The sequence below is a fragment of the Angelakisella massiliensis genome (assembly GCF_900104675.1).
Classification (GTDB): Bacteria; Bacillota; Clostridia; order Oscillospirales; family Ruminococcaceae; genus Angelakisella; species Angelakisella massiliensis.
In genome coordinates, this window is record NZ_LT629945.1 from 769,155 (window position 1) to 792,181 (window position 23,027).

A 23,027-nucleotide genomic window follows, 5' to 3' on the forward strand; every position below is an offset into this window, starting at 1 on the left:
GTGACGGCACAATCTCTCCCACTCAGGGACAGAAAACGGCTGAAGCCGTCTTTAAACAAGAAAACATGGATCCCCCCAAACAAATTTGGCAGCGGGGCAAAGCCTCCCCTGTACAGCGGCGCTTTGCGGCCGCACAGATGGAGCTTTGCTTTTCCAAGCCAAAGGGCGGGACCGCCAGGCGCCCACAGCTTGGAGAATCTCAGGCCACACAGGGAAGAAAGATTTCAGCAGCCTCATGCTGTCCATTCCTTCTGCCCATGCTGCCGGAAGTTTTCCTTCTGTGGGCCATGTTTTTTCCTCCCTTCTCCTCTCCCTTTCCGCCGTTCACAGCTGTTTCATATTTATATGGTATAACCATTGGCAGAAAGCTTCTCAGGCAACGCAGGGAGAGGTGGATGAAAAATGGTCCCCATTAAGCTGATGAGCTTCAATATGAAGCGCAACTATTTTCATTTTGGGCAGCACTGCTGGGAAAAACGGGCGGGATTGGTGGCCCGGCTGGTGCGGGATACCGCCCCGGACATCATCGGCACCCAGGAACTGACCGTGGCTTCTCTCAGTGACTTGCTCCGGCTGCTGCCGGAATATGACTATGTGGGCGAAGGACGGGGCGGAGGACAGCTGGGAGAGTTTACCGCCATTCTTTTCCGGCGGGACCGTTTTCTGCTGCGGGAGAACAAAACCTTTTGGCTTTCCGCCACACCGGAAGTGCCCAGCCGGGCCTGGCTGGCCATTTTTCCCCGCATCTGCACCAAATGTACCCTGGCGCTGGCCGCAAATCCCGCCGTACTGCTGCGGGTGTACAACACCCATCTGGACCATATCAGCTATTTTGCCCGGGTCAACGGCCTGAAGCTGATCATCCGTACGATTTTGGAGGATCAAAAAAGCCTGCGTACTCCTGTGGCTCTCACCGGGGACTTTAACGCCACCCCCACCAGCCGCACGCTCCAAAAATGGGCGGCGGAGCTGACCGCTTCCGGCGAACAGGTACTGCTGCGGGACAGCTATAATCTCATGGTCCAAAGCAGCAGCGAAGGACAGGGTCCGGGGCGCAGCTATCATGGTTTCCGGGGAGCAGTGGGCGGCCAGCCCATCGACTACATCTTTACCAGCAAGGATCTGAATCTCCGGGCGCTGGAAATCCGCCGGGAACAGGTGGAGGACGCCTTCCCCTCCGACCATTATCCCATTATCGCCCAGCTGGAACTGGAGGACGGCTCTTACCATAGTGGTGAACTGTGCCATGGAAATGACACAACGTCCGATCCCTTATGAAAACTCCGCTGTGAGATGTCCGGATTGATGAAAGGACCGGCTTTGAAAAAAGTTTTTTCTTCCCCGCCTGATGCTGCTTAAAATTCAAAAATCCTTCCTTGTCATTTGCAGGGGGATATATTATAATGAAAAGCGGTTCCATCCCCGGAAAAGGCGGCATCAAGGAACGCCGGTCTTTATTCTTCCCATCACGGGAGAAACAGATCAATGGAAGGAGAATCCGTTATGAGCATCAAGCTGGAGCTGTACCGGGTCTTCAAGGAAGTAGCCGATGTGGGCAGTGTTTCCGCCGCGGCAAAAAACCTTTCCATCTCCCAGTCCGCTGTCAGCCAGACCATCAAGCAGCTGGAGGAACAGCTGGATGTGCGGTTGTTTATCCGGGGTACCAGAGGGGTCACACTCACCAGCCAGGGGAGCACCCTGTACGAATATGTCCGCTCCGCCATCAACCTCATCGAAAACGGAGAGGACAAGCTGGCTCAGGCCAAAAGCCTCACCTTGGGAGAGTTGGTCATCGGCGCCAGCGACACCATCACCTCCTGCTTTTTGCTGCCCTATCTGGAACGTTTTCATGATCAGCATCCCAAAATCAAGATTCGGGTCCTCAACGGCACCAGTCCCGAGGTGGTGACGCTGCTGAAATCCGGCAAGGTGGATATCGCCTTTGCCAACCTGCCCATTGATGACAGCGCTCTGGATATCCGCAGCTGCTTTGCCATCAAGGATGTTTTTGTGGCGGCAGCCAATTATCCCTGTGATTTTGAACATATCTATACACCTGCGGAGCTGGCCCGCTTCCCCATCATTCTGCTGGAGAAAAAAGCCAATTCCCGCCGGTATATTGATCACTATTTCATTTCCAACGGCGTGCCCCTGATGCCGGAAATCGAGCTGGGCTCCCATGACCTTGTGCTCCAGCTGACCCGCATCGGTTTGGGAATTTCCTGTGTCATCCGGGAATTTGCCCAGCAGCCCCTGGAGCGTGGGGAAATCCGGGAGCTGTTGGTAACGCCCGCCATTCCTCCCCGCAGTGTGGGGGTTTTTTCCCTGAAAAATGTCTCCCTGAGCGCCGCCTGCCAGCGCTTTTTGGAGATGATCGGTACTACCAGGGGCGACCCATGAGGCCGCCCTATTTTATCCTGAAGGAGGCTCTTTTGTGAAGCGCACGATTTCCCTCCTGGCTGTTGTTCTGGCCGGCTTGCTGCTGTTGTGTTCCTGCCAGATCGTTGGGCCGGACCTGCCTGAAACCTACGCCGCCGGCGGTGTAACGGTGGATTCCATCACCGCTGTAGCCGGACGGCGCACATTGGACGGCATCACCCAATCCCTCACCGGGGACGGCAAAATGGAATCCGGTTTGTTCAGTTACTCCGGCGCGGACAATGCCGCCGACGATGTGGCAGCCTATGTGGCAGAGCTGACGGAGGAATATGGAGCCTCTGTGGAAGGGGAATATGATCCTTTGGCCGAATCCGGCTCCATACAGCTGACAGTGCCGGGTGAGACGGCGGGAATGTCCCTGACCATCACCTATGGCGACGGAGCCTATGAGGTGCTGGTGGAGCAGATGGCTGAAGCTCCCAAGCCCGTTGAGGAGCCTGAGGAAGGATATCCCATCTCCGCTGATGACGCCATGAACCTGCTGCTGACACTGACCAAGATCGAAACTGGTTTCTCAGCGGATATCAGCGTCTACACCAAACGTACTGACGAGCAGCTGACCACCTGGAACGGCGTACCCTATTATGTTATCACCGTGGTGGCGGATTATGAGGACGGACGGCCGGAAGAATACCGGGGCACCTTCTATGTCTCCGCTGAGGACGGGGCTATTCTGCGGTATGATCTGGAAACCGATACCGCCGAGCAGCTGCGCAACGGCCAGCGAAACACCGGCAGCAGTACCTCCTCCTCCGGCAGCGGCTTGTCTGCTGAGGGAGCTATGAACCGGCTGCTGACCCTCAGCCGTTCTGAAACCGGTTTCTCCGCTGATATCAGCGTCTATACCCGCCGGGTGGAGGAAACCCCTGTGAACTATAACGGGCGCAACTACTACGTTATTACTGTAGTGGCGGATTATGAGGACGGACGGCCGGAGGAATACCGGGGCACCTTCTATGTGGCCCAGGACGGCGGTGAGATTTTACGGTACGACCTGGATACCGATACAGCGGAAGTTGTCCGCAGCGGAAGCTGAAAAACACAGCCAACCAATATACAGACAGACAATGCAAAACGGCAGGGACTTTGGTTCCTGCCGTTTTTGTCTGTGAAAGAACCTGTTGTAAAGAGTAGGCAAAACTTATACTCAGGTATACGTGCCGGATTTTTTATACCTCAACCCGCACCCATTGGGTTGGAAACCGCAGGGTATTGCCGCTGTTTTCACCAGGAACCTGCGACGTATCCAGGGAGGCCGGGCATCCCTGAAAGTGTGCCTCAAAAGTTCGGCTCGCTCAAATGGCAGTGGGTATTTTTCCCTATTAGCCGCTTCCTTCTCCCCGGGAGATTATGGGGGGCGGCGGCATAAGTCCTTCTGGGTGTAATTTTTTGTTGCGCCACCCATTCTCTTTCAGTTTTGGGAGTATATCAGGAAATTACTTGGTTTTCAAAAACTCCTGGGTCAAAGAATCCGCCGGAATCAGACCAGTATCCAGCTGTGTCAATCCCGCGTAAAAATCCACCAGCTCCCGCACCACTTTTTGATGGGCTTCCGGTCCTGTCCAGCTGCCCATGGCATCCATCACAGCGTTCCGGTACAGCCAGGGCTCATATGGGATGGTGCTGTTGATATGGGCGTCGGCACTTCCCCGCCAGGGATGTATGTACAGCCGCTCTCCCCGCAGAACATTATCCCACATGGAGAGTGTCTCCTCCACCGGAGCATCACGGCGGACCAGATCCCGAATGATTCTTCTGGTCAGACGCAGCTGCCGTCCCGACAAAACCACCTTTCCCTTTTCATCCACAAAATCACTGTGGATGCTGATATAGACGCCCAGGGAAGGAATATCTCCCACCGCCTGGCGGATACGGGGATTGAGGGCGTGGAGCCCCTCCACCACCAGGAAGGTATCGGGGGCATACCGCACTGAAAAGGTCTTGTCTCTGCGCCGGCGGGAGGTGGTGAAATCAAAAATGGGGAACTGAGCTGTTCCCTCTTTCCACAGTATGCTGAGGCATTGGTGGAAAAGATCCAGGTCCAGACACTCCGGCGCTTCAAAATTCACCGAACCATCCTCCCAAAGGGGAAGATTGCGGTCCTCCATATAAAAATTATCCAACGAGATTCGGTAAACTTCCTTTCCCATTCCCTCCAGACAGGTAATGATCTTTTTGGAAGTGGTGGTCTTTCCCGAAGCGGAAGGACCGCTTACCAGCAGCAGACGACGGTCCCGCTCCACTGCTTCCCGGCATAGCGCCCGTATCTGAGCGTCAAAGGTTTCTTCCCCCATGGCCACTGCTTTCTCCGGTGCTTGGCGGATCTGGCAAAAAAGACTTTCATAGGAGTAGCGATCCATTTCAGAAGTATAAGGTTTCATCCAATGGCTCCTTTCCGGCGGACAATTTGCCTGCCAGGGTGGTTGATGTATTTTATTATAACTAAATACTTGGATAAAAAATACAAAGAAATTATAAATTATTGATGAAAGTCCTCCTTTTTCGGTGGGATGCTGTTTTTTTGAACAAAAAATTGTCTGAAAGTCCAAACTATGTGGTCATCAAAGTTCTTTACATCTGCCCTTGAAAGGAAGATAATTGTTCTCAGTTTTCAAGCCGAAAGGCAATTTGGAGGTTTTATTCATGTCCTTTTTGAGAGAATTGGGGCTGATTCTGGCCGTCTGCCTGTTGGGAGAAGGCATCGCCATGGTGCTGCCCATCCCCTTTCCCGGCAGCGTGGTTGCCATGGGTCTGCTGTTTTTGCTGCTGATCGTACCATGTCCGGTACGGGAGCATCATGTATCCCGTCTGGGGAACTTTTTGCTGCAAAATATGGCCTTCTTCTTCATTCCCGCCGGTGTGGGCATCCTGGAGTATGCTCAGCTGATGAAGGAACAAGGGTTGGCGCTGGTGGCCATCTGCTTTTTCACCATGATCCTCACCTTTGGAGCCACCGCTCTTACCATCCGGGGTGTTACCCGGCTTCTCTCCCGCAAAAAAAGCGCAAAGGAGGCTGCGGCCCATGTGGAATGAATGGATTTCTTCTCCCTTGTTTGGGATCGTACTGTCCATTTTGGCTTTTGAAATCGGCCTGTGGCTCAATCGCCGCCTGGGATCGCCTGTCGCCAATCCCCTGCTCATTGCCGTGATCCTGGTGATCCTGGTTCTCCAGCTGTTCCGCATTCCGCTGGAATCCTTTCAGAAGGGCGGAGAAGTGATCTCCATGATGCTTGTCCCCGCTACCGCCGCTCTGGCGCTGTTGGTTTACCGTCAGCTGCCGGTACTGCGGGAAAATTTTCTGCCGGTGGTGCTGGGATGTCTGGCGGGATCGGTCACTTCCATGGTCAGCGTTGCGGTTTGCTGCCGCTTGCTGGGCCTGGATGAGGTGATGACCGCCTCCCTGCTGCCGAAATCGGTTACCACCCCCATCGCCATGGAGGTAAGCGCCAGCCATGGGGGGCTGGTGCCCATCACCGTGGTGGCAGTGATCCTCACCGGTATTATGGGCGCCATCTGTGCCCCTCTCCTCATCCGGCTGTTCCATGTCAAGGACCCTGTGGAGGCGGGAGTATCCATCGGCGCCTGCAGCCACGCTGTAGGAACCACCAGAGCTTTGGAAATGGGAGAGCTGGAGGGAGCCATGAGCGGGGTATCCATCGGTATTTCCGGCCTGATGACAGTTCTTCTTTCTTTGCTGTACTGATCCGTTTCCAGCAGCTTTGAAAGCGATGCAGAAAAGTGAAGAAGCTGCCGGGGTACCTGATGTTGATGACGGCAGTTTCTTTCAGACAGCTGATTTTTTGTCATTTTCTTTCCCGGCAAAAGGAAAGAATTGTCACCTTTTCCATTTACTTTATGCTGCCGGGATGCTATACTTATTTCGGTATGAATGATTCACAGACCCTGCCTGAACAGCAAAGGAACCAAGCGATCAGGCGGGGTCATCCATTGTGCGCGGAGGAAATTATGAAACAGGGATTCGATCATCAAAAATATCTGGAAGCACAGTCCAAACATATTCTGGAGCGGGTACAGGGTTGGGACAAGCTGTATCTGGAGTTCGGCGGAAAGCTGATGCTGGATACCCATGCCCAGCGTTGCCTGCCCGGCTATCAGGAAAACGCCAAACTGGAACTGCTGGCCACCCTCAAGGACAGCGCGGAGATCATCATCTGTGTCCATGCCGGAGACATTGAACGCAACAAGGTCCGGGGAGATCTGGGCATTACTTATGGGATGGATGTGCTGCGCCTGATCGATGATCTGCGCTCTTATGACCTGACCGTCAATTCAGTGCTCATCACCCGGTATGAAGATCAGCCCGCCGCCAAAATTTTCGGCCAAAAGCTGGAAAACCGGGGCATCCGCACCTATTACCACCGTCCCATCAAGGGCTATCCCAGCGATGTGGACGCTATTGTAAGCGATTCCGGCTACGGCGCCAACGAGTATATCGAAACCACCAAGCCCATTGTGGTGGTCACCGCTCCCGGCCCCGGCAGCGGCAAGCTGGCCACCTGCCTGAGCCAGCTGTATCATGAGCATAAGCGCAACCGCAAAGCGGGTTACGCCAAGTTCGAGACCTTCCCTGTCTGGAACATTCCTCTCAAACATCCTTTGAATGTGGCCTATGAAGCGGCTACCGCTGATTTGAAGGACTTCAACATGCTGGATTCCTTCCATCTGGACGCCCACGGCATCACCGCTGTCAACTACAACCGGGATATGGAGATGTTCCCGGTGATCAAGCGGATCATTGAGCGGATCACCGGAACCGAGTCCATCTACCAGTCTCCCACCGATATGGGGGTCAACTGCATCGCCGCCGGTATCATTGACGATGCTGTGGTACAGGAAGCCTCCCGCCAGGAGATCATCCGCCGCTATTTCAAAACCGCCTGTGACTATAAGCTGGGCACCGTAGATGAGGATACCTGGCAGCGGATGCGCTTTATCATGGAGGGTCAGGGGCTCAAACCCGAAGACCGCCAGGTGGTTGCTCCCACCCGTGCTTATCTGGAGCAGGTTCGCCAGCGTCTTGGAAAGACCGATGGGGTTTCCGCCACCGGTATCCAGCTGGATGACGGCACCATCATCACCGGCCGCAACAGTGAACTGATGACCGCCAGCGCCGCGGCTATCCTCAACGCGGTGAAATATCTGGCCAACATCCCCGATGAGATGCACCTGCTGCCTCCCATTATCATTGAGCCTATTCTGGATCTCAAAATCAAGGCCCTGAAGAACCGGCATCATGTTCTGGGCTGCGAGGAAATTCTCACCGCACTGAGCATTTCCGCTGTCACCAATCCTCTGGCCGCCACCGCTATGGACCGTCTCTGCCAGCTGGATGGATGTCAGGCTCACTCCACCTGCTTTATCACCGGCAGCGACGAGCAGGTTTGCAGCCGTCTGGGCATGAATATCACCTGCGACAATGTTTATATGAATCACAGCCTCTATTACACCATGTAACAGACTGAAAAACAGCAGCACCCCGACCCATTTCTCTGTCTTGGGCCGGGGTGCTTTTGCATATGGCAAAGGGCGGGAAAAAGAGATACGGGGGATTGTGTCAAAAGAACTCTCGCTGGGACAAAGCCTCTTTCCTGAGTGTCAGCTGGCGAAGGTTTGTACCGGGGATACGGGGGAGTACGCCCAAAGGGACTCGTCCCTTTGGAAACCCATTGTTGTGGCTATAGCGAGTGGGTTAGTCCGGCAAACAGCCTGCCGCTGTTTTGGCTGGTACCTTTCAGTGCTAAGGGGAACGGATGGAGGGATGGTTTATGCCCCTGTCCCGGCAGAGGCAATATCGCCCACTCGCTATTTGCCCGGGTAAAGCCGGACAAAGCCGCTCGCTGCTTCCTGGGACTGAGATGGCGTCTTTTTCCTGAGTAGCAGCTGGGGAAGGTTCTTACGGGGAATGCGGGGATACGCCCAAAGGGACTCGTCCCTTTGGAAACCCATTGTTGGGGCTATAGCGAGTGGGTTAGTCCCGCAAACAGCCTGCCACTGTTTTGGCTGGTACCTTTCAGTGTTAAGGGGAACGGGTTGGAGGGATAGTTTCTGCTCCTGTCCGGGCAGAGACAATGTCGCCCGCTCGCTATTTGCCCGGGTAAAGCCGGACAAAGCCGCTCGCTGCTTGAGCGGGGAGATGGCTGCCCAAGGCAGCCAAAGGCGGCGGCAGATAAACTGCCGCCGCCCGAAACTTTGGAAGCCATATTTCAAAAAAGGGTATTGGGTATACCCTGGAAGCGTGTCGAACTTTTCGAGACGCTCCGCCGTCCTTATCCCAGATATGCCTTCTTTACCGCGGCATTGTTCAGCAATTCCTTGCCGGTGCCGCTGAGGGTGATCCGTCCGGTTTCCAGCACATAGGCGGTATCCGCGATATTCAGTGCCATATTGGCGTTCTGCTCGATGAGAAGAATGGTCACACCCTGGCGGTTAATCTCCCGGATAATATCGAAGATCCCCCGCACCACAATGGGAGCGAGACCCAGGGAGGGCTCATCCATCATCATGATCTTGGGCCGGGACATCAGCGCCCGTCCCACTGCCAGCATCTGCTGTTCGCCGCCGGAGAGGGTACCCGCTGCCTGCCAGGACCGCTCCTTGAGGCGGGGAAACAGGTCGTAAACCCATTTCAGGTCATCCTCCAGGTCATCTTTCCGCAGATAAGCGCCGATTTTCAGGTTTTCCAGCACCGTCAGGTCCGGGAATACCCGGCGTCCCTCCGGCACCAGTGTCACTCCCTTTGAAACGATCCTGTCTGGGGAAAGACCGGTGATATCGTCACCCTGGAGGTGAATGCGTCCCGAGGCGGGTTTCACCAGTCCGGCAATAGAGCGAAGGGTGGTGGATTTGCCCGCACCGTTTGCGCCGATGAGGGTGACGATCTCCCGTTCCGGCACCTGGAAGGTGATCCCTTTGACGGCCTCGATGCCACCGTAATTGACCCGCAGTTCATCAATTCTCAGCATCGTCTGCCACCCCCAAATAAGCGTCAATGACCCGTTGGTCGTTCTGTATGGCCTCCGGCGGACCCTGAGCAATGAGCTTGCCGAAGTCCAGGACATAGATTCGATCAGAAATCTGCATCACCAAATCCATGTGATGCTCGATCATAAAGATGGACAGCTGATATTCCTCCCGGATCTGACGGATAAAGTCGGTCAGTTCCTGAGTTTCCTGCGGATTCATGCCCGCGGCGGGCTCATCCAGCAGCAGCAGCTTGGGATTTGTAGCCAGTGCCCGGGCGATCTCCAGACGGCGCTGAAGGCCATAAGGCAGGCTGGAGGCCACCTCGTCCTTCAGGTGGGCAAGGCCCTGCTCTTCCAGCAGCTTCATGGATTCTTCCCGCATCCGCTGCTCCTCCTTTTGGTTGAGGCGGAAGGTGGCGGAAAGGAAATTCTGCTTGGCCCGCATATGCTTGGCAATGAGCACATTTTCAAAGACGGTCAGGGCTCCAAACAGCCGGATGTTCTGGAAGGTCCGGGCAATACCCAGCTGGGTGATCCGGTCCGGGGTGGGGGCCAGCCGGTGGGTAAACATCCCTTTATTTTCCCCGGCATACTGGGCAGCCATTTTGCCCTGAGGATAATTTTCCACAATCACCTGACCCTGGAAGGAAACCTGGCCGTTGGTGGGTTCATACACACCGGTGATGCAGTTGAAGGCGGTGGTCTTTCCGGCGCCGTTGGGGCCGATGAGGGCGACGATTTCCCCCTGGTTGACATCCAGGGTCAGGTCATCCACCGCCACCACACCGCCGAACTGCATGGTTACATGGTCCAGATGAAGGATATTCTCACTCATTGGGCTGCCTCCTTCCTTTTGCCCCGGCTGCGCAGCATCCGCAGCAGATCCGGCAGCTCCTTGTCACCCATGAGGCCGCGGCGGAAGAACAGCACCACGATCATGATGATGACCGAGAACACCACCATCCGGAAGCCGGTACGCAGCAGCGGCACCTGGAAATTGCCGATATACGCCTCGCTGTCCAGGAAACGGAGCCACCACTCGCTGGCGGCCACATAGAGGAAGGAAGCGATGCAAGACCCGGAGATGGAACCGATACCGCCGATGACCACAATGAGAAGGATTTCATAGGTCATGGAGGTGACAAAGTTCTTGGCCTGGGCCTGGTTGGCGAACATGGCGAACATACCGCCGCCAACGCCGGTGAAGAAAGAGCTGATGCAGAAGGCCAGGCGTTTATGCTTTGCCAGATTGATACCCATGGCCTCGGCAGCGATCTCATCCTCCCGGATAGCCTTGAAGGCCCGGCCATAGGAGGAATTGATCAGCAGCAGCAGGATACCGATGCAGACTGCCGCCAGCAGAAGGGGTACAAAGGCGGACAGTCGCAGCACCACCTGCCCGTCAGCGTTCTCGATATTGAAGCTGGAGAAGGTGGGGAAGCTTTTCAGGGCGTTGGCGCCGTTGGTGACCGGCCCCAGCTTATCCCACTGGAAAACGGCCCGGATGATTTCTCCGAAGCCCAGGGTAGCGATGGCCAGATAGTCGCTTTTCAGGCGCAGCACCGGCAGACCGATGAGCCAGGCCACCAGGGCCGCTACACAGCCTCCCAGAATCAGCGCCACCAGCACTCCCAGCACCAGTCCCACCACGCCGCCGAACAGCTCCGGCAGGGAGAATTTGATGGCGGAGCCGCCGTAGATGTAGTAGACGCTCTCCCGGCTCTCAACCGGGATGGTGAGGATGGAATAAGTATAGGCGCCCAGCAGCATGAATCCCGCCTGGCCCAGGGAGAACAAACCGGTAAAGCCATTGAGGAGGTTCATGGAGGAAGCCACCAGCGCATAAACAGCGCTCTTTTTCAGGACGATGAAGATCATATGGGTGGGCTTGATGGTGTTTTCCAGCATCAGTACCAGCACCAGCAGCATCAGCGTGAGACCCATTACGGCAATCATGCCGCTTTTGTTTCGTTTTTCCTGCAACACAGCGGACCCCCCTTACACTTTATCGGTGGTCTTCTCACCAAACAAACCGGTGGGTTTGACCACCAGGATGATGATGAGCAAGGCGAAGGTAAAGGCATCGGAAAAGACGCTCCAATCGGAGCCCTTGATGACAGTCTCGCTGATGCCGATGATGAAAGCGCCTACCACCGCGCCGGGAATGGAGCCGATGCCCCCGAACACCGCCGCCACAAAGGCCCGCAGACCGGGCAGCGCGCCGGAGAGGGGAACAATGGACTGATAGTTGGTGAAATAGAGCATGGAGCCCAGTCCCGCCAGGAAGGAGCCGATGATGAAGGTGGCGGAGATAACGGAGTTGATTTTGATGCCCATCAGCTGGCTGGTTTCGAAGTCTTTGGCAACCGCCCGCATGGCCATACCAACCTTGCTGTGGTTGATCAGCTGGGTGAGGGCGATGACCAGCGCCAGCACCAGGAAGGGGGTGATGATGGTGACCCACTTGGTGGAAACGCCGGCAATGACCACAATATCCGACAGGAAAGGGATCTTGGGATACATCTGGGGCAGACCGCCGGTGACATAGGTGGCCAGGTTCTGCAGCAGATAGCTGACGCCGATGGCGGAGATCATGGAGCTCATGCGGGGGGCGGAGCGAAGGGGCTTGTAGGCCGCCCGCTCAATGAGGAAGCCCAGCGCGGCGGTCAGCAGCAGCATCAGCGGCAGGCTTATGGGAAGGGGAAGCCATGCGCTGAGGTAGACCATCATCAGGCCGGCCACCATGAACACATCTCCGTGGGCGAAGTTGATCAGCCGCAGGATGCCGTAAACCATGGTATAACCGATGGCGATGAGGGCGTATTGTCCTCCCAGGGAGATGCCGGAGAGGATGATGGAAAGATAATATTGCACAGGAACACACCTCTCTTGTTTGTTCCCTTGTTCCCGGAAAGGCCCAGGCTTTCCCGGTACAAGCAACCGCCTGGCGAAGGTCCTCCGCCAGGCGGTCTGTCATCTGTTGTGATTCAGAAGGCTCACGCCGCGGTCTGGACCTTCTCCAGCTTCCAGGCGGTGTTGGCGTTGTCAGCGGTCTTGATATAGGCGGTATCCCGGATGGCGTCGCCCTGGTCGTCAAAGGCGATGGCGCCGGAAACACCGGTGTAGGTGACATCGGGCAGAGCGGCCTTGACAGCGGCGGGATCGATGGAACCGGCAGCCTTGAGGGCCTCCAGAGCCACATAGTAAGCGTCGTAACCCATGGCGGTGACAGCGGCGATGGTGTCGTTGCCGCCGTTGTTGGTCATGGCGGTGGCATCTTCATTGAGCCAGGCCTTGATGCCCTCGTCGAATTCAGGAGAACCGCCCTCCTGATAGAAGGTGGAAACATACAGCTGGACATTGCTGCCGGCAGCGGCTTCCAGAACCATGTTGCTGTCCAGCGTGTCGGAGCCCAGCAGGGGGATCTCCAGACCCATGTCAGCGGCCAGCTTGACGATCTGGGTGGAATAAGCGATGGAAACGGGGCAGAAGATCACATCTGCCTGCTCGGCCACTGCCTTGTTCAGATAGGTGGTGAAGTCGGAAGTATTGGTGGGGAAGGAATCCTTGATCACTTCGCCGTCAAAGGTCTGCTCAAAGTAAGCGATCAGGCCCTGGTCATACTCGTTGCCCAGCTCGCCCAGGCAGTAGGCCTTCTTGGCAGAGAATTTCTCCTGGGCGAAGCTGCTGAGGACCTGAGCCTGGAAGTTATCCAGGAAGCAGATACGGAAATAATAATCGTTGCCCGCGGTAACGCCGGGATTGGTGCAGGTGACGCCGATGGCAGCCAGACCCGCCTCATCGAACACAGGGCCGCCGGCCATGGACACGCCGGAACCGTAGGAGCCCAGCACCAGCGCCACATCCTTGCTCACCAGATCAGAAGCGGCGGTGGGCGCCTTGGCGGAGTCGGAGCCGTTATCAGCGTAAACCAGCTCTACGGTGTAGGTGGTGCCGCCGATGTCCACTGTGGGGGTTTCCTTGTTGGCGTACTGCATACCCAGGGTCTCCTGCTTGCCGCCAGGTCCGGAGTCACCGGTAGCGGGCTCAAAGACACCGATGCGTACCACGTTGTCGCCGGAGGCGGGAGCCGCGGAAGCATCACCGGAATCGGCGGGAGCGGCGGCGGAATCAGAGGCAGGAGCGGAGCTGGCTCCGCTGGGGCTGCTGGAACATCCGGCAAAGGCCATAACTACCAATAAACAGGCCAGCGACAGGGCAATAAGCTTTCTCATAGGAACGAATCCTCCTTCTTCTTTCTGATGGCGCAGCAGGATAATGTCCTCTTTTGAAGGACAAGTATCCGCGAACCGTTGATTTATTATAGCAACGGCTGCAAAAAAATGCAAGTGTATCACCAGAAAAAAACCATTGTTTTTTTGTCAAACCCTGAAAAATCCTGAATTATTCCATTAGTTATGTGGGACAATCTTATTTTTTAAGCAAGTTTTCATTCATTTTCCTGCATAAGGGTACAAAACTACAGTCAATAGTCCTCCGTTCAAATACAATTGTCTTTTTCGCTGATTTTTTGCCTTCTTTTGGAAGATAAATTGTTCTTTTCTCCGTTTTTATGTTTTTCCGTACCTTACTCCTTGGAGGCAGCCTTGGGACCGAAGCAAATAAGATGTCTCCAAAATCTTTCCCTTTCAAACAAAACTGACGAATAAAGCCATTGGCTTGGACAGCCGAAGCTCTTCTCGTCAGCTTTTATAGAATCGTCTTTGATTTTGGATGCAGATAATGAGTAAAAACAAAAAGGAGAGCGCTGCCCTCATGGACGTCGCTCTCCATTTTGTTTTATTTTTTATTAGTATACTTTTTGTATATTTCTAAGTATCGATCCCCAAATGTAACCGTCAGAAGATCCTGAAGCGGAACGGTGGTATCCTCCTCATGGCGGAAACCATCAGCATCCACCTGCCGCAGCTGGAGGAAATTCACATCCACTCTGGAAATAGTCCCCAGGTAAAAGCACAACTCCCCTTCCGAGACACATTCCACCGCCAGCCAGCCGCCAAAGCTGCCCTTGATGCCGCCCAACAGCTGAAACCAGTCCTCAGCGCTGGTGAGCCGGGGCGCCGAGGCTTTGTCATACAGCTTTTCCCCCACGCACACCTTGCGGATAAAATCATTGTCATCCATCTGCTCCAGCTCGGTGATATCTTCCAGCCGCAGAGCCGCATAACCGTCCAGCAAAAAGTCCCGGTTACGATGAAGAATCACCAGCTGCCGTCCCACCGCTACGGGAATGCCGCTGTAATCCTCCACTTCCAGGCCGTCCCGGTACACCGCCATGAGGCTGTGTTTCTCCCGAGCCTTCTTCAGTCTGGAGAGCATTTCCTGGTTCATTCTTCTTCCTCCTCCGGTTCCAGCGCCTGGATCACCAGCAGTGTTCCCTGCCTGATCGACACTGTTCCCTCTTTTTCTGTGATCTGATTGCTCACTCCCAGGGGAAAGCCTCTGGTAAGGACCGCTTCCTTCAGGGGATATTTCATCCCTGTCAGGGTCACGCCCTCCCCTCTGGGGCTGAGGGCAAAAATCGATAAATATCCCTTAAAACGTGGGAACGTCCTGCTTGTGTCCCGCAAAACGGTGATCCGGTGACGGGCATCCGCCAGAAGATTTCCCAGCCCCCGGTCGCACAGATACTCCAAAGTCTGAATATTGGCGATGGTGTGGTCCAGCCGTCCTCCGGTTCCTCCCAGGATGATGAAATCCCGGCAGCCCCGGGCAATACCCTCTTTGACCGCCAGCATACAGTCGGTGTCGTCCTTCTCGGCGGGAAACAGCTCCACATCCGTGTCGGCAGGCCGGGGGGCGGAGTCAAAATCCCCCAGAATCAGATCCGGCCGCAGGCCCAGACGGCGGGCATGAAGATAGCCTCCGTCAGCGGCAATGATGTAACATTCCTCCGGCTTCTCCACCGCCTCCAGCGCTTTGGGATCAAGCTCCCCGGCGCAGAGAATGAGGCACCGGTCCATCTTTTTGCTCACAGCTGCCACTCCTTTATCTGCCGAAGCTCCTGATAAATGGTACAGTAGCTTTGGTAACGGCTCTGGGAAATGATCCCCTCCTCCACCGCCTGGCGGATGGCACAGTCCCGCTCGGCGGTATGGCTGCACCCGGTATACCGGCATTTTCCCAAAAAGGGCCGGAATTCCGGGAAACAATCCTCCAGCTCCCGGGCCAGCATCCGCTCAAACTGCAAAAATTCCACCGCGGAAAATCCCGGTGTATCGGCAATATAACCCCCGCAGCCAGTGGCGTACAGCTCCACATGGCGGGTGGTGTGGCGGCCCCGGCCCAACTTTTTGCTGATGTCCCCGGTTGCCAGCTCCAAATGAGGGAACAAGGCGTTGAGAAGGCTGGATTTTCCCGCGCCCGAATTGCCGCAGAAGGCGGTAAGACCCTGCTGGAGCACCTGACGCACAGAGTCGATCCCCTCTCCCCGGAGACTGTCCACCAGGAAGGTCTCATACCCGGCACAGCGATAAATCTCCGCCACAGCCTCAGGGTCCGCCAAATCCATTTTGGTGAAAATCAGTGTCACCGGAATCCCACGGCGGGCGGCAATGGCAGTCAGCTTGTCGATAACCAGCACATTGGGCTCCGGCTGGGTGGAGGATACCACCATGGCCAACCGGTCCAGGTTTGCCACCGGCGGACGGATCAGACTGTTTTTTCTGGGCAGAATGGCAGTGACCGTTCCTTTTCCCGGCTGGCTTTCTTCTACCATCACCTGGTCCCCCACCATGGGCGAGATATCCTCCTTGCGGAACAGCCCTCTGGCCCGGCATTCCAGCAGCTGCTGCCCTGTCTGCACATAATAAAATCCTCCCAGAGCCTTGACAATCAGGCCCTGGGCTGCCTCTCCCTGTAAGGTGTTTTGCTGGGTCATGGCTGTCGCTCCTTCTTCCCGGCGGCTCCCTGTAAAAAGCCCCGGGAAAGCGGTCCGCCCGCCTCCCCGTAAGGGAGGCGGGACCGAAGCGCCTGCTCAGGGCTGGAAGCCTTCACTGTTGTCCTCCAAATCCTCATAGGTGGGCTTTTCAGGATCGAAATCCACCCGGTAGGAATGATAAACCTTGTCATTGATCTTCACGGTAATGGTCGTCTGGCCGGAATCCCCGGGAACCGTAATGTTCACCACCCGGGCCTCTGCGGGGCTGACCATCTGATTGAGGAACTCCACCCCATCCTGATCAACCGTCAAATGAACGCTCTGCTCAATATCCAGAGGCAGCATACAGATGATGCTCACCGACTTTTCTCCCTCGCTGACGGGAAGCTCCGAGGAAACGGTCAGATTCACCTTGCTGCCCACCGCCAGGGGCGCCGGATAGTTGGGGTCCTGGCCCAGAACCACGCCCTCCGCCATATCGCTGGCCTTGCGGATAATGGTACCCACCTCCAGGCCGGCGTTTTTAATGATCTCCCGGGCAGTCTCCAGATCCTGTCCCACAACGTCCGGTACCTGCACCTTTTCCTTACCGCTGCCGCGGCTGACATAGACCATGACGCTGCTGCCTACCTCTACGGTGACATTGGGCCCCGGCTCGGTGCTGACCACACTGCCCTCCGGCACATCCTCACTGTTGATCTGTGTTTCTTCTGCCACTAATCCCATTTCCTGGAGCTTGGCCATCACCAAAGTGCCTTCCTGGCCGGTGAAATCCGGCATAGCCACTGTCTGCTGGCCGTTTGACACCTTCAGACGGATGGTGCTGCCCACCTTCACATTTTTACCGGAGGTGGGGTACTGCTCATAAATCTCCCCCTGCTCAAAGTTGTTGCGGAAATCCTGCTCCTCCAGCACAAACTCAAAATCGCTGTAGGCCTTGTCCTTGATCACTTCATCATACTGCTTGCCTACCAGGTCGGGGCATTCCACCTCCGGCACCTGAACAAAGGGATTGTTGTTGTAAACCATCACCCCTACGAAAATAAGGGTGCCCACCACAAAGGCGCAGGTAATGCCGAACAAAATACTGAGGAAAGAGGCTTTCTTCTTTTTCTTCCGCCGTCGGGCGGCCGGATCGCTTCCCTTTTTGGTTTTCTTGGTCTTTTGGTCGGTCACAGCGGATGCCTCTTCCCTGTCCATAAATTTTTGCGCTTCACTCTTTTTATCCAGGTCCAGGTCCATCTCCCCGTAGCCGAAGACAATGCCGGGGTTCTGGGTAAAGCTGCGCAGATCCTGGAGCATCTCTCCGGCGCTCTGATACCGCTTATCCACATTTTTGGCCATAGCCCGGAGGGTGATGTCCTCCAAAGCCTGAGGGATGGCGGGATTGAGCTGCCGTGGCTTGACCGGGGACGCCTCGATCTGCTTGAGAGCGACGGTAATGGGACTGTCCCCCTCAAAGGGCAGCTGGCCGGTAATCATTTCAAAGAGGATCACGCCCACCGAATACAGGTCGGACCGCTGGTCGATGACGCCGTCTCCCCTGGCCTGCTCCGGACTGATGTAATGAACGGAACCGATGGCCTTGTTGGTAATGGTCCGGGACCGGGACATGGCAAAACGGGCAATGCCGAAGTCCATCACCTTGATGCTGCCGTCGGTGAGAACCATGATATTCTGCGGCTTTACATCCCGGTGGACGATGCCGTTGTCATGGGCGTGCTGCAGCGCCATCAGCAGCTGGATGGTCAAAGCGGTGGCCACCTTGAAGCTGACCACCTTCTTCTTCTCGATATATTCCTTGAGGGTGATGCCATCCACATACTCCATCACAATGGTGGGATTGGGCCCGCCCAGGATGACATCGTAAATTTTAACGATATTGGGGTGATTGAGGGTATCAATGGCCCGGGTCTCATTACGAAAGCGGCGGAGGAAGTCCTCGTTTTTCGCGTACTCGTCCCGCAGCATTTTGATGGCTACCGGCCGCTGGGCCTTGGTGTCAAAGCCTTTGTAGACGTTGGCCATGCCGCCCACGCCGATGAGCTCCTCCACCAGATACCTTCCGGCCAGAGTCTTTCCCAAAATTTTATCCATGGTCCGTGTTCCTCCGTCAGTGGATTGCCGGCGGCCCCGCAGGAATGTCCGCCGGTTCAGGGCTTACAGATGGGGCACGGGGCAGCGCCCTCCTTCCCCTGCCCGGACGCCGGGGAGTATCTTCCCCAAACTGTCCTGAGACTGTCAGCTTTCGGTCCGCTCCCGATGGAGCAGCACCGCTGTGATATTATCACGGCCTCCCTGGGCGTTGGCTTCCCTGAGCAGAGGTGTGCAATCCCACTGCTCCGCCGCCTGTGCCGTCAATTCTCCCAGCATTTCTTGTGGTACCATATTGTATAAACCGTCGGAGCAGAGAAGAAGGGTATCTCCCGGCATCAGCTCCAGCTGGCTGTAGCTGGCTTCCATTCTTTCCCGTACCCCGATGGCCCGTGTCAGCAGATTCCGGTCCGGATGGGTAGGCGCCTCCTCAGGGGTGATCTCCCCCAGCTCCACCAGCATCTGCGCCCGGTTGTGATCCACCGTTTGCTGCGTAAGCTCCCCTTCCCGGCAGAGATAGGCCCGGCTGTCCCCTACATTGGCGATATAACACCGCTGCCCTGTGACCAAAGCCAGGCAAAGGGTGGTGCCCATTCCCCGGAGATGATCCGGGTCCTGTCTGGCCTGGGCCAATACCACAGCGTTGGCGGTGGAAACCGCGGATTCCAGGATCATATAGGCGGAGCGGTCATCCAGCCCGCTGCGGCAGGAGCTTTCCATCAGCCGCCGCACCTCCTCACAGGCGATACCGCTGGCGACGCTGCCGCCGTTTTCACCGCCCATGCCGTCGCAAACCACGCCATAGCAATAGTCTCCGGCCAGCGCCTCTCCGGCAAAGCGGTCCTCATTGCGCTCCCGCACCCGGCCCCTGTCGGTGGCTCCTGTTACCTTGACCATGGCGTTCCCTCCTGTCTGTTCTATGTTCTGCCTTTCCAAAGCAATGGAAAATGGTCCTGCAATAGGTGATGATCTGTAATGGGTACTTTGGCTGTCCGGAAAAGGCGCTTTCTTCACAAGCTGTCCTGTACACAGGAAAGCGGCGCCTTTTCAGTACACCCAAACTGCTGTTTTGCTCTGCCCCAACCTCTTTTCAAAAAATCAGGGCAGATACTCTCACAAACCTTTTACTCCTGCTGGGACTGGGAAACATGCTCCCGGCGGAGCTGTCCGCAGGCGGCGCTGATGTCGCTGCCCAGCTCCCGCCGGACGGTAGCGTTAAGGCCCCGCTGCTCCAGCCGCTCCACAAAGCGCTGGATCTGCTGTCGGCTGCTGCGCTTGGTATCCCGTTCCTTCACAGGATTGACGGGAATGAGGTTCACATGGCAGTTCTGACCCCGAAGAAGGGCTGCCAGCTCATCAGCGTGGTCCATATCGTCGTTGACCCCGGCGATGAGGGCGTATTCATAGGAAATGCGCCGCCCTGTGACAGCAAAATACTCCCTGCACACCGCCATCAGCTCCTCAATGGGATAGCGGCGGTTTACCGGCATGATCTGATCCCGGGTCTCATTGTCGGCGGCATGAAGGGAAATGGACAAAGTCAGTCCCAGCTTTCGCTCCATCAGCCGCCGGATCTCCGGCACCAGGCCGCAGGTGGACAGTGAGACGTGACGCAGGCTGAGATTCTGCCCCTGAGGAGAGGAAAGGATCTCCAGAAAATCCATCACATTCTCAAAATTGTCCAGAGGCTCCCCAATGCCCATGAGCACCAGGGAGGAAATGGCCTTGCCCATCTGCCGCTGGGCCTCATAAATCTCCCCCAGCATCTCCCCGGCGGTGAGGCTGCGCACCAGTCCCCCCAGGGTGGAGGCACAAAAACGGCATCCCTGACGGCACCCCACCTGTGTAGAGATACAAAGGCTGGGACCGTGGTTATATTCCATCCATACCGTCTCCACACAGTTGCCGTCCGCCAGAGAAAAGAGAAATTTGCGGGTCTCATCCAGGTGGGAATCCAGCCGTGTAACGGTGGACACCGGAGCAATGACCGCCTTTTCCTCCAGCTTTCCCCGGAGGGCTGCGGAGAGGTTGGTCATGGCGGAAAACTCCGTCACCTGCTTCTGGTGCAGCCACTGATAAATTTGTTTTGCCCGGAAGCCAGGCTCCCCCAGTTCCTCCGTGACCCATTGGGTCAGACGGGGCAGGGGCAGGGATAACAGATCAGTCTTTTCCAACTGGCGCGCTCCTTACTTCGTGGTTTTCCGCTCCAGGACGGCGTAAAAGAAGCCGTCGCAGTCCAGCTCCTCTTTCACCAGGGTGGTCATGGGCTCCACAAGGCGAAATTCCCCGTGGGCATCCAGGAAACGCTGCACTACCTGCTGGTTTTCCTGAGGATTGAGGGTGCAGGTGGAATAGACCAGCCTGCCCCCTTCCTTACAATATTTTGCGGAAGTTTCCAGTATATTATACTGTACCAACCAGATTCCGTCCAGTGTTTCCAGGGGTTTATAGCGAATTTCCGGCTTGCGGCGGAGAATCCCGTAGCCGGAACAGACCACATCGCACAGTACCCGGTCAAAGGAGCCCCTTTCCGGGTTGTACTGGGTGGCGTCCTGAACCATGGGCCGGAGAATGTTCAGCCCCAGCCGGGCAGCCCCTTCCTCAATGAGCTTCACCCGATGGGGATGAAGATCGCAGCAGACCAGCTCCCCCTGGTTCTCCATCAGCTGGGCCATGGTGAAGCTTTTGCCTCCCGGGGCGGCACAAACATCCAGCACCCGCATCCCCGGCTGGGGATCCGCTGCGGCGGCGCACAGCTGACTGGACAGGTCCTGAATATGGAACAGCCCTTCCTGGAAGGCGGGCAGGCGGGTAATACTGCCGGGGGCGGTCAGACGCAGGGCATCTTTTACTCCCGCCTCTTCTGCCTGTACTCCCTGGCCGGCAAGGAGCTCCGTCAATTCCGCGGCGGTGGTGCGGCAGGTGTTCACCCGGGCGAAAACAGGGGCGGGCCCCCGGCTTCCCTCCAGAATTCGCAGGGTCATCTCCTGGCCATAGCTTTTGCGCCAATACTGTATGAGGGGCGCGGGGATGGAATAAGCCACCGACAAAGCCGTCAGCTTATCCTTTGGTTCCGGCACCGCCATCCCTGCCCGGAGGAAGCTCCGCAGCACGCCGTTGACAAAGCCTGCCGCCCGGCGCTCTCCCAGCTGCCGGGTGATGGTGACAGTTTCATTGACCGCCGCCGACGGGGGCACCGATGGCATATGGAGCAGCTGGTAAAAACCGCACCGCAGCGCGGCCAGCACCCCAGGGGAGAGCTTCTTCACCGCAATGGAGCTGTATTTGCCTATGGCGTAATCCAGCGCCAAAGCCTGTTCAATGACGCCATAAAACAAAGCAGCGCAAAAGGACCTGTCCTGAGGGGACAGATCCTCCTGCTCCAGCTTATGGTCCAGAACGATATTGGAATAGCCGCCGGACCCAAAGACCTCCATCAGGCCCCGGGCGGCGGTCAGTCTTGCGCTGCCCATGGCCTCAATCGTTGTTGCGGCGGCCGCCAAAGAGCAGCACCAACCGCAGCAGCTGAGCCAGGGAGACTGCCAATGCCGCCACATAGGTCATGGCGGCGGCACCCAGAACCTTCCGGGTGCCTTTGAGTTCGTCAGGCTCCAGCATATGATAGCCTTCCAGGGTACGCAGAGCCCGGTTGCTGGCGTTAAACTCTACCGGCAGAGTAATCAGCTGGAACAGGGTCACCAGGGAAAACAGTACAATACCCGCCAAAGCGAGAGAAGATGAATTGAAAATCAATCCCAGCAGAATCAGAGGCATGGAAAGGGTAGAACCCAGATTGGTCAGCGGAATAATGGCGTTGCGAAGGGTCAGAAAGCTGTAATGAGTGGCATGCTGCACCGCATGACCCACCTCATGAGCCGCTACACCTACAGCGGCAATGGAACTGCTGTTGTAGACACTGTCCGACAGCCGCACCACTCTGGTACGGGGATCGTAATGATCGGTAAGATTGCCGGCGATATGCTCAATGCGGACATCCCGCAGGCCGTTGGCATCCAGAATGGTTCGGGCCGCCTGGGCGCCGGTGATGTTCCGATAACTGCGAACCTGAGAATAACGGGCGTAGGTGCTTTTCACCTTGGCCTGCGCCCAAAGGGCCAGCAGCAAAGCAGGCAGCACCAATACCAGATAGCTCCAGTCAAAGCCGTAATAATATCCGAACACAGAAATCCTCCTTGTTTTTTTCCGGCGAAAACAAGCCGCCGAAACTATTTTTCAGTGTTACTGTTCCCATTATGTCACCAAAATGTGAATGGTCTGCAAAGAGGGGGAAAAAGAATTGCGAACACCCTCGCTGACGCAAAGTCCGCTATGCTCCGGTCCCCTGTACGGGGACCATCCGCCCGCTCCCTTGCGTCAGCTCTTCCGGAAAAAGTCACGCTTGCTCCGGCTGCTCGGTTGTAAACGCCCTCACGACGCCTCCGCTGCGCTAGCAACTTTTTTCGGGCGAAGGATATTAAAATTCAAGAGGAAATTTGGATAGTGCCGCAAATGTGCGGCCTGATGGCGGCGCAGCTTAGCTGCGCCGCCCCCAAAAGAGAGCGAAAACCATGGCTTGCAGGAGAGAGGTCCTGTCCGCTTAATTAGGACAT

The 23,027-nt window shown here is 56.3% G+C and carries 20 protein-coding genes; 6 read left to right on the plus strand and 14 right to left on the minus strand.

Annotation, left to right across the window (positions count from 1 at the left end):
• Positions 1-402: 402 nt before the first annotated feature.
• From BQ5383_RS08925 to BQ5383_RS08935, 3 genes are all read left to right on the plus strand, one after another.
• On the plus strand, positions 403-1,278 hold the full coding sequence (locus BQ5383_RS08925; RefSeq protein ID WP_071431248.1) for an endonuclease/exonuclease/phosphatase family protein: 876 nt from the start codon (positions 403-405) through the stop codon (positions 1,276-1,278).
• A gap of 225 nt (positions 1,279-1,503) precedes the next feature.
• Positions 1,504-2,400, plus strand: coding sequence for a LysR family transcriptional regulator (locus BQ5383_RS08930; protein WP_071431250.1), 897 nt, complete (start codon positions 1,504-1,506; stop codon positions 2,398-2,400).
• Positions 2,401-2,434: 34 nt separating this feature from the next.
• Complete coding sequence (locus BQ5383_RS08935; protein ID WP_071431252.1) at positions 2,435-3,475, plus strand: hypothetical protein; 1,041 nt, start codon at positions 2,435-2,437, stop codon at positions 3,473-3,475.
• Positions 3,476-3,875: 400 nt separating this feature from the next.
• On the opposite strand, the gene BQ5383_RS08940 is transcribed toward BQ5383_RS08935, so the two are convergent.
• Positions 3,876-4,820: a uridine kinase family protein gene (locus BQ5383_RS08940; RefSeq protein ID WP_071431254.1), complete on the minus strand. Its 945-nt coding sequence runs from the start codon at positions 4,818-4,820 to the stop codon at positions 3,876-3,878.
• Between the two features lie 262 nt (positions 4,821-5,082).
• Here BQ5383_RS08940 and BQ5383_RS08945 point away from each other — a divergent pair, with 262 nt between their 5' ends.
• From BQ5383_RS08945 to BQ5383_RS08955, 3 genes are all read left to right on the plus strand, one after another.
• Entirely contained in the window at positions 5,083-5,472 is a 390-nt protein-coding gene (locus BQ5383_RS08945) for a CidA/LrgA family protein (RefSeq protein WP_071434972.1), read from the plus strand.
• The gene (locus BQ5383_RS08950) at positions 5,462-6,142 is read left to right on the plus strand and encodes an LrgB family protein (RefSeq protein ID WP_071431256.1); all 681 of its coding nucleotides are present in this window, start codon (positions 5,462-5,464) and stop codon (positions 6,140-6,142) included. Before BQ5383_RS08945 ends, BQ5383_RS08950 begins: the two co-directional genes overlap by 11 nt.
• A gap of 263 nt (positions 6,143-6,405) precedes the next feature.
• Positions 6,406-7,914: a DUF1846 domain-containing protein gene (locus tag BQ5383_RS08955; RefSeq protein ID WP_071434974.1), complete on the plus strand. Its 1,509-nt coding sequence runs from the start codon at positions 6,406-6,408 to the stop codon at positions 7,912-7,914.
• A gap of 812 nt (positions 7,915-8,726) precedes the next feature.
• Here BQ5383_RS08955 and BQ5383_RS08965 read toward each other — a convergent pair.
• The 13 genes from BQ5383_RS08965 to BQ5383_RS09025 all read right to left on the minus strand — a co-directional run bounded on the left by BQ5383_RS08965 (position 8,727) and on the right by BQ5383_RS09025 (position 22,599).
• Positions 8,727-9,422, minus strand: coding sequence for an ABC transporter ATP-binding protein (locus tag BQ5383_RS08965; protein WP_071431260.1), 696 nt, complete (start codon positions 9,420-9,422; stop codon positions 8,727-8,729).
• A complete protein-coding gene (locus BQ5383_RS08970) occupies positions 9,409-10,257 on the minus strand; it encodes an ABC transporter ATP-binding protein (RefSeq protein WP_071431262.1) in 849 nt (282 codons plus the stop codon). The genes BQ5383_RS08965 and BQ5383_RS08970 overlap by 14 nt, the downstream gene beginning before the upstream one ends.
• Positions 10,254-11,408, minus strand: a complete 1,155-nt coding sequence (locus BQ5383_RS08975; RefSeq protein ID WP_235821961.1) for a branched-chain amino acid ABC transporter permease — start codon at positions 11,406-11,408, stop codon at positions 10,254-10,256. The genes BQ5383_RS08970 and BQ5383_RS08975 overlap by 4 nt, the downstream gene beginning before the upstream one ends.
• A gap of 12 nt (positions 11,409-11,420) precedes the next feature.
• A complete protein-coding gene (locus tag BQ5383_RS08980) occupies positions 11,421-12,296 on the minus strand; it encodes a branched-chain amino acid ABC transporter permease (protein WP_071431264.1) in 876 nt (291 codons plus the stop codon).
• Between the two features lie 122 nt (positions 12,297-12,418).
• Positions 12,419-13,657 carry an ABC transporter substrate-binding protein gene (locus tag BQ5383_RS08985; RefSeq protein ID WP_071431266.1) on the minus strand — a complete coding sequence of 413 codons (1,239 nt, stop codon included), beginning with the start codon at positions 13,655-13,657 and terminating at the stop codon, positions 12,419-12,421.
• A 565-nt stretch (positions 13,658-14,222) separates the two neighbouring features.
• Positions 14,223-14,774, minus strand: coding sequence for a hypothetical protein (locus BQ5383_RS08990; protein WP_071431269.1), 552 nt, complete (start codon positions 14,772-14,774; stop codon positions 14,223-14,225).
• A complete protein-coding gene (locus tag BQ5383_RS08995) occupies positions 14,771-15,418 on the minus strand; it encodes a thiamine diphosphokinase (RefSeq protein WP_083389905.1) in 648 nt (215 codons plus the stop codon). Before BQ5383_RS08995 ends, BQ5383_RS08990 begins: the two co-directional genes overlap by 4 nt.
• Positions 15,415-16,323: a ribosome small subunit-dependent GTPase A gene (rsgA, locus tag BQ5383_RS09000; protein WP_071431271.1), complete on the minus strand. Its 909-nt coding sequence runs from the start codon at positions 16,321-16,323 to the stop codon at positions 15,415-15,417. Before rsgA ends, BQ5383_RS08995 begins: the two co-directional genes overlap by 4 nt.
• 96 nt (positions 16,324-16,419) lie before the next feature.
• On the minus strand, positions 16,420-18,420 hold the full coding sequence (pknB, locus tag BQ5383_RS09005; protein ID WP_071431272.1) for a Stk1 family PASTA domain-containing Ser/Thr kinase: 2,001 nt from the start codon (positions 18,418-18,420) through the stop codon (positions 16,420-16,422).
• Positions 18,421-18,564: 144 nt separating this feature from the next.
• Entirely contained in the window at positions 18,565-19,314 is a 750-nt protein-coding gene (locus BQ5383_RS09010) for a Stp1/IreP family PP2C-type Ser/Thr phosphatase (RefSeq protein ID WP_071431274.1), read from the minus strand.
• Positions 19,315-19,541: 227 nt separating this feature from the next.
• Positions 19,542-20,591 carry a dual-specificity RNA methyltransferase RlmN gene (gene rlmN / locus BQ5383_RS09015; RefSeq protein WP_071431275.1) on the minus strand — a complete coding sequence of 350 codons (1,050 nt, stop codon included), beginning with the start codon at positions 20,589-20,591 and terminating at the stop codon, positions 19,542-19,544.
• A 12-nt stretch (positions 20,592-20,603) separates the two neighbouring features.
• Entirely contained in the window at positions 20,604-21,920 is a 1,317-nt protein-coding gene (rsmB, locus tag BQ5383_RS09020; RefSeq protein ID WP_172724609.1) for a 16S rRNA (cytosine(967)-C(5))-methyltransferase RsmB, read from the minus strand.
• Entirely contained in the window at positions 21,895-22,599 is a 705-nt protein-coding gene (locus BQ5383_RS09025) for a zinc metallopeptidase (protein ID WP_071431281.1), read from the minus strand. Before BQ5383_RS09025 ends, rsmB begins: the two co-directional genes overlap by 26 nt.
• Positions 22,600-23,027: the final 428 nt, after the last annotated feature.

Bases quoted from the DNA above. Each gene is read 5' to 3' on its own strand.
- BQ5383_RS08925 (WP_071431248.1), top strand. From the start codon at position 403: ATGGTCCCCATTAAGCTGATGAGCTTCAATATGAAGCGCAACTATTTT.
- BQ5383_RS08930 (WP_071431250.1), top strand. From the start codon at position 1,504: ATGAGCATCAAGCTGGAGCTGTACCGGGTCTTCAAGGAAGTAGCCGAT.
- BQ5383_RS08940 (WP_071431254.1), bottom strand. From the start codon at position 4,820: ATGAAACCTTATACTTCTGAAATGGATCGCTACTCCTATGAAAGTCTT.
- BQ5383_RS08945 (WP_071434972.1), top strand. From the start codon at position 5,083: ATGTCCTTTTTGAGAGAATTGGGGCTGATTCTGGCCGTCTGCCTGTTG.
- BQ5383_RS08950 (WP_071431256.1), top strand. From the start codon at position 5,462: ATGTGGAATGAATGGATTTCTTCTCCCTTGTTTGGGATCGTACTGTCC.
- BQ5383_RS08955 (WP_071434974.1), top strand. From the start codon at position 6,406: ATGAAACAGGGATTCGATCATCAAAAATATCTGGAAGCACAGTCCAAA.
- BQ5383_RS08965 (WP_071431260.1), bottom strand. From the start codon at position 9,422: ATGCTGAGAATTGATGAACTGCGGGTCAATTACGGTGGCATCGAGGCC.
- BQ5383_RS08970 (WP_071431262.1), bottom strand. From the start codon at position 10,257: ATGAGTGAGAATATCCTTCATCTGGACCATGTAACCATGCAGTTCGGC.
- BQ5383_RS08985 (WP_071431266.1), bottom strand. From the start codon at position 13,657: ATGAGAAAGCTTATTGCCCTGTCGCTGGCCTGTTTATTGGTAGTTATG.
- BQ5383_RS08990 (WP_071431269.1), bottom strand. From the start codon at position 14,774: ATGAACCAGGAAATGCTCTCCAGACTGAAGAAGGCTCGGGAGAAACAC.
- rsgA (WP_071431271.1), bottom strand. From the start codon at position 16,323: ATGACCCAGCAAAACACCTTACAGGGAGAGGCAGCCCAGGGCCTGATT.
- pknB (WP_071431272.1), bottom strand. From the start codon at position 18,420: ATGGATAAAATTTTGGGAAAGACTCTGGCCGGAAGGTATCTGGTGGAG.
- BQ5383_RS09010 (WP_071431274.1), bottom strand. From the start codon at position 19,314: ATGGTCAAGGTAACAGGAGCCACCGACAGGGGCCGGGTGCGGGAGCGC.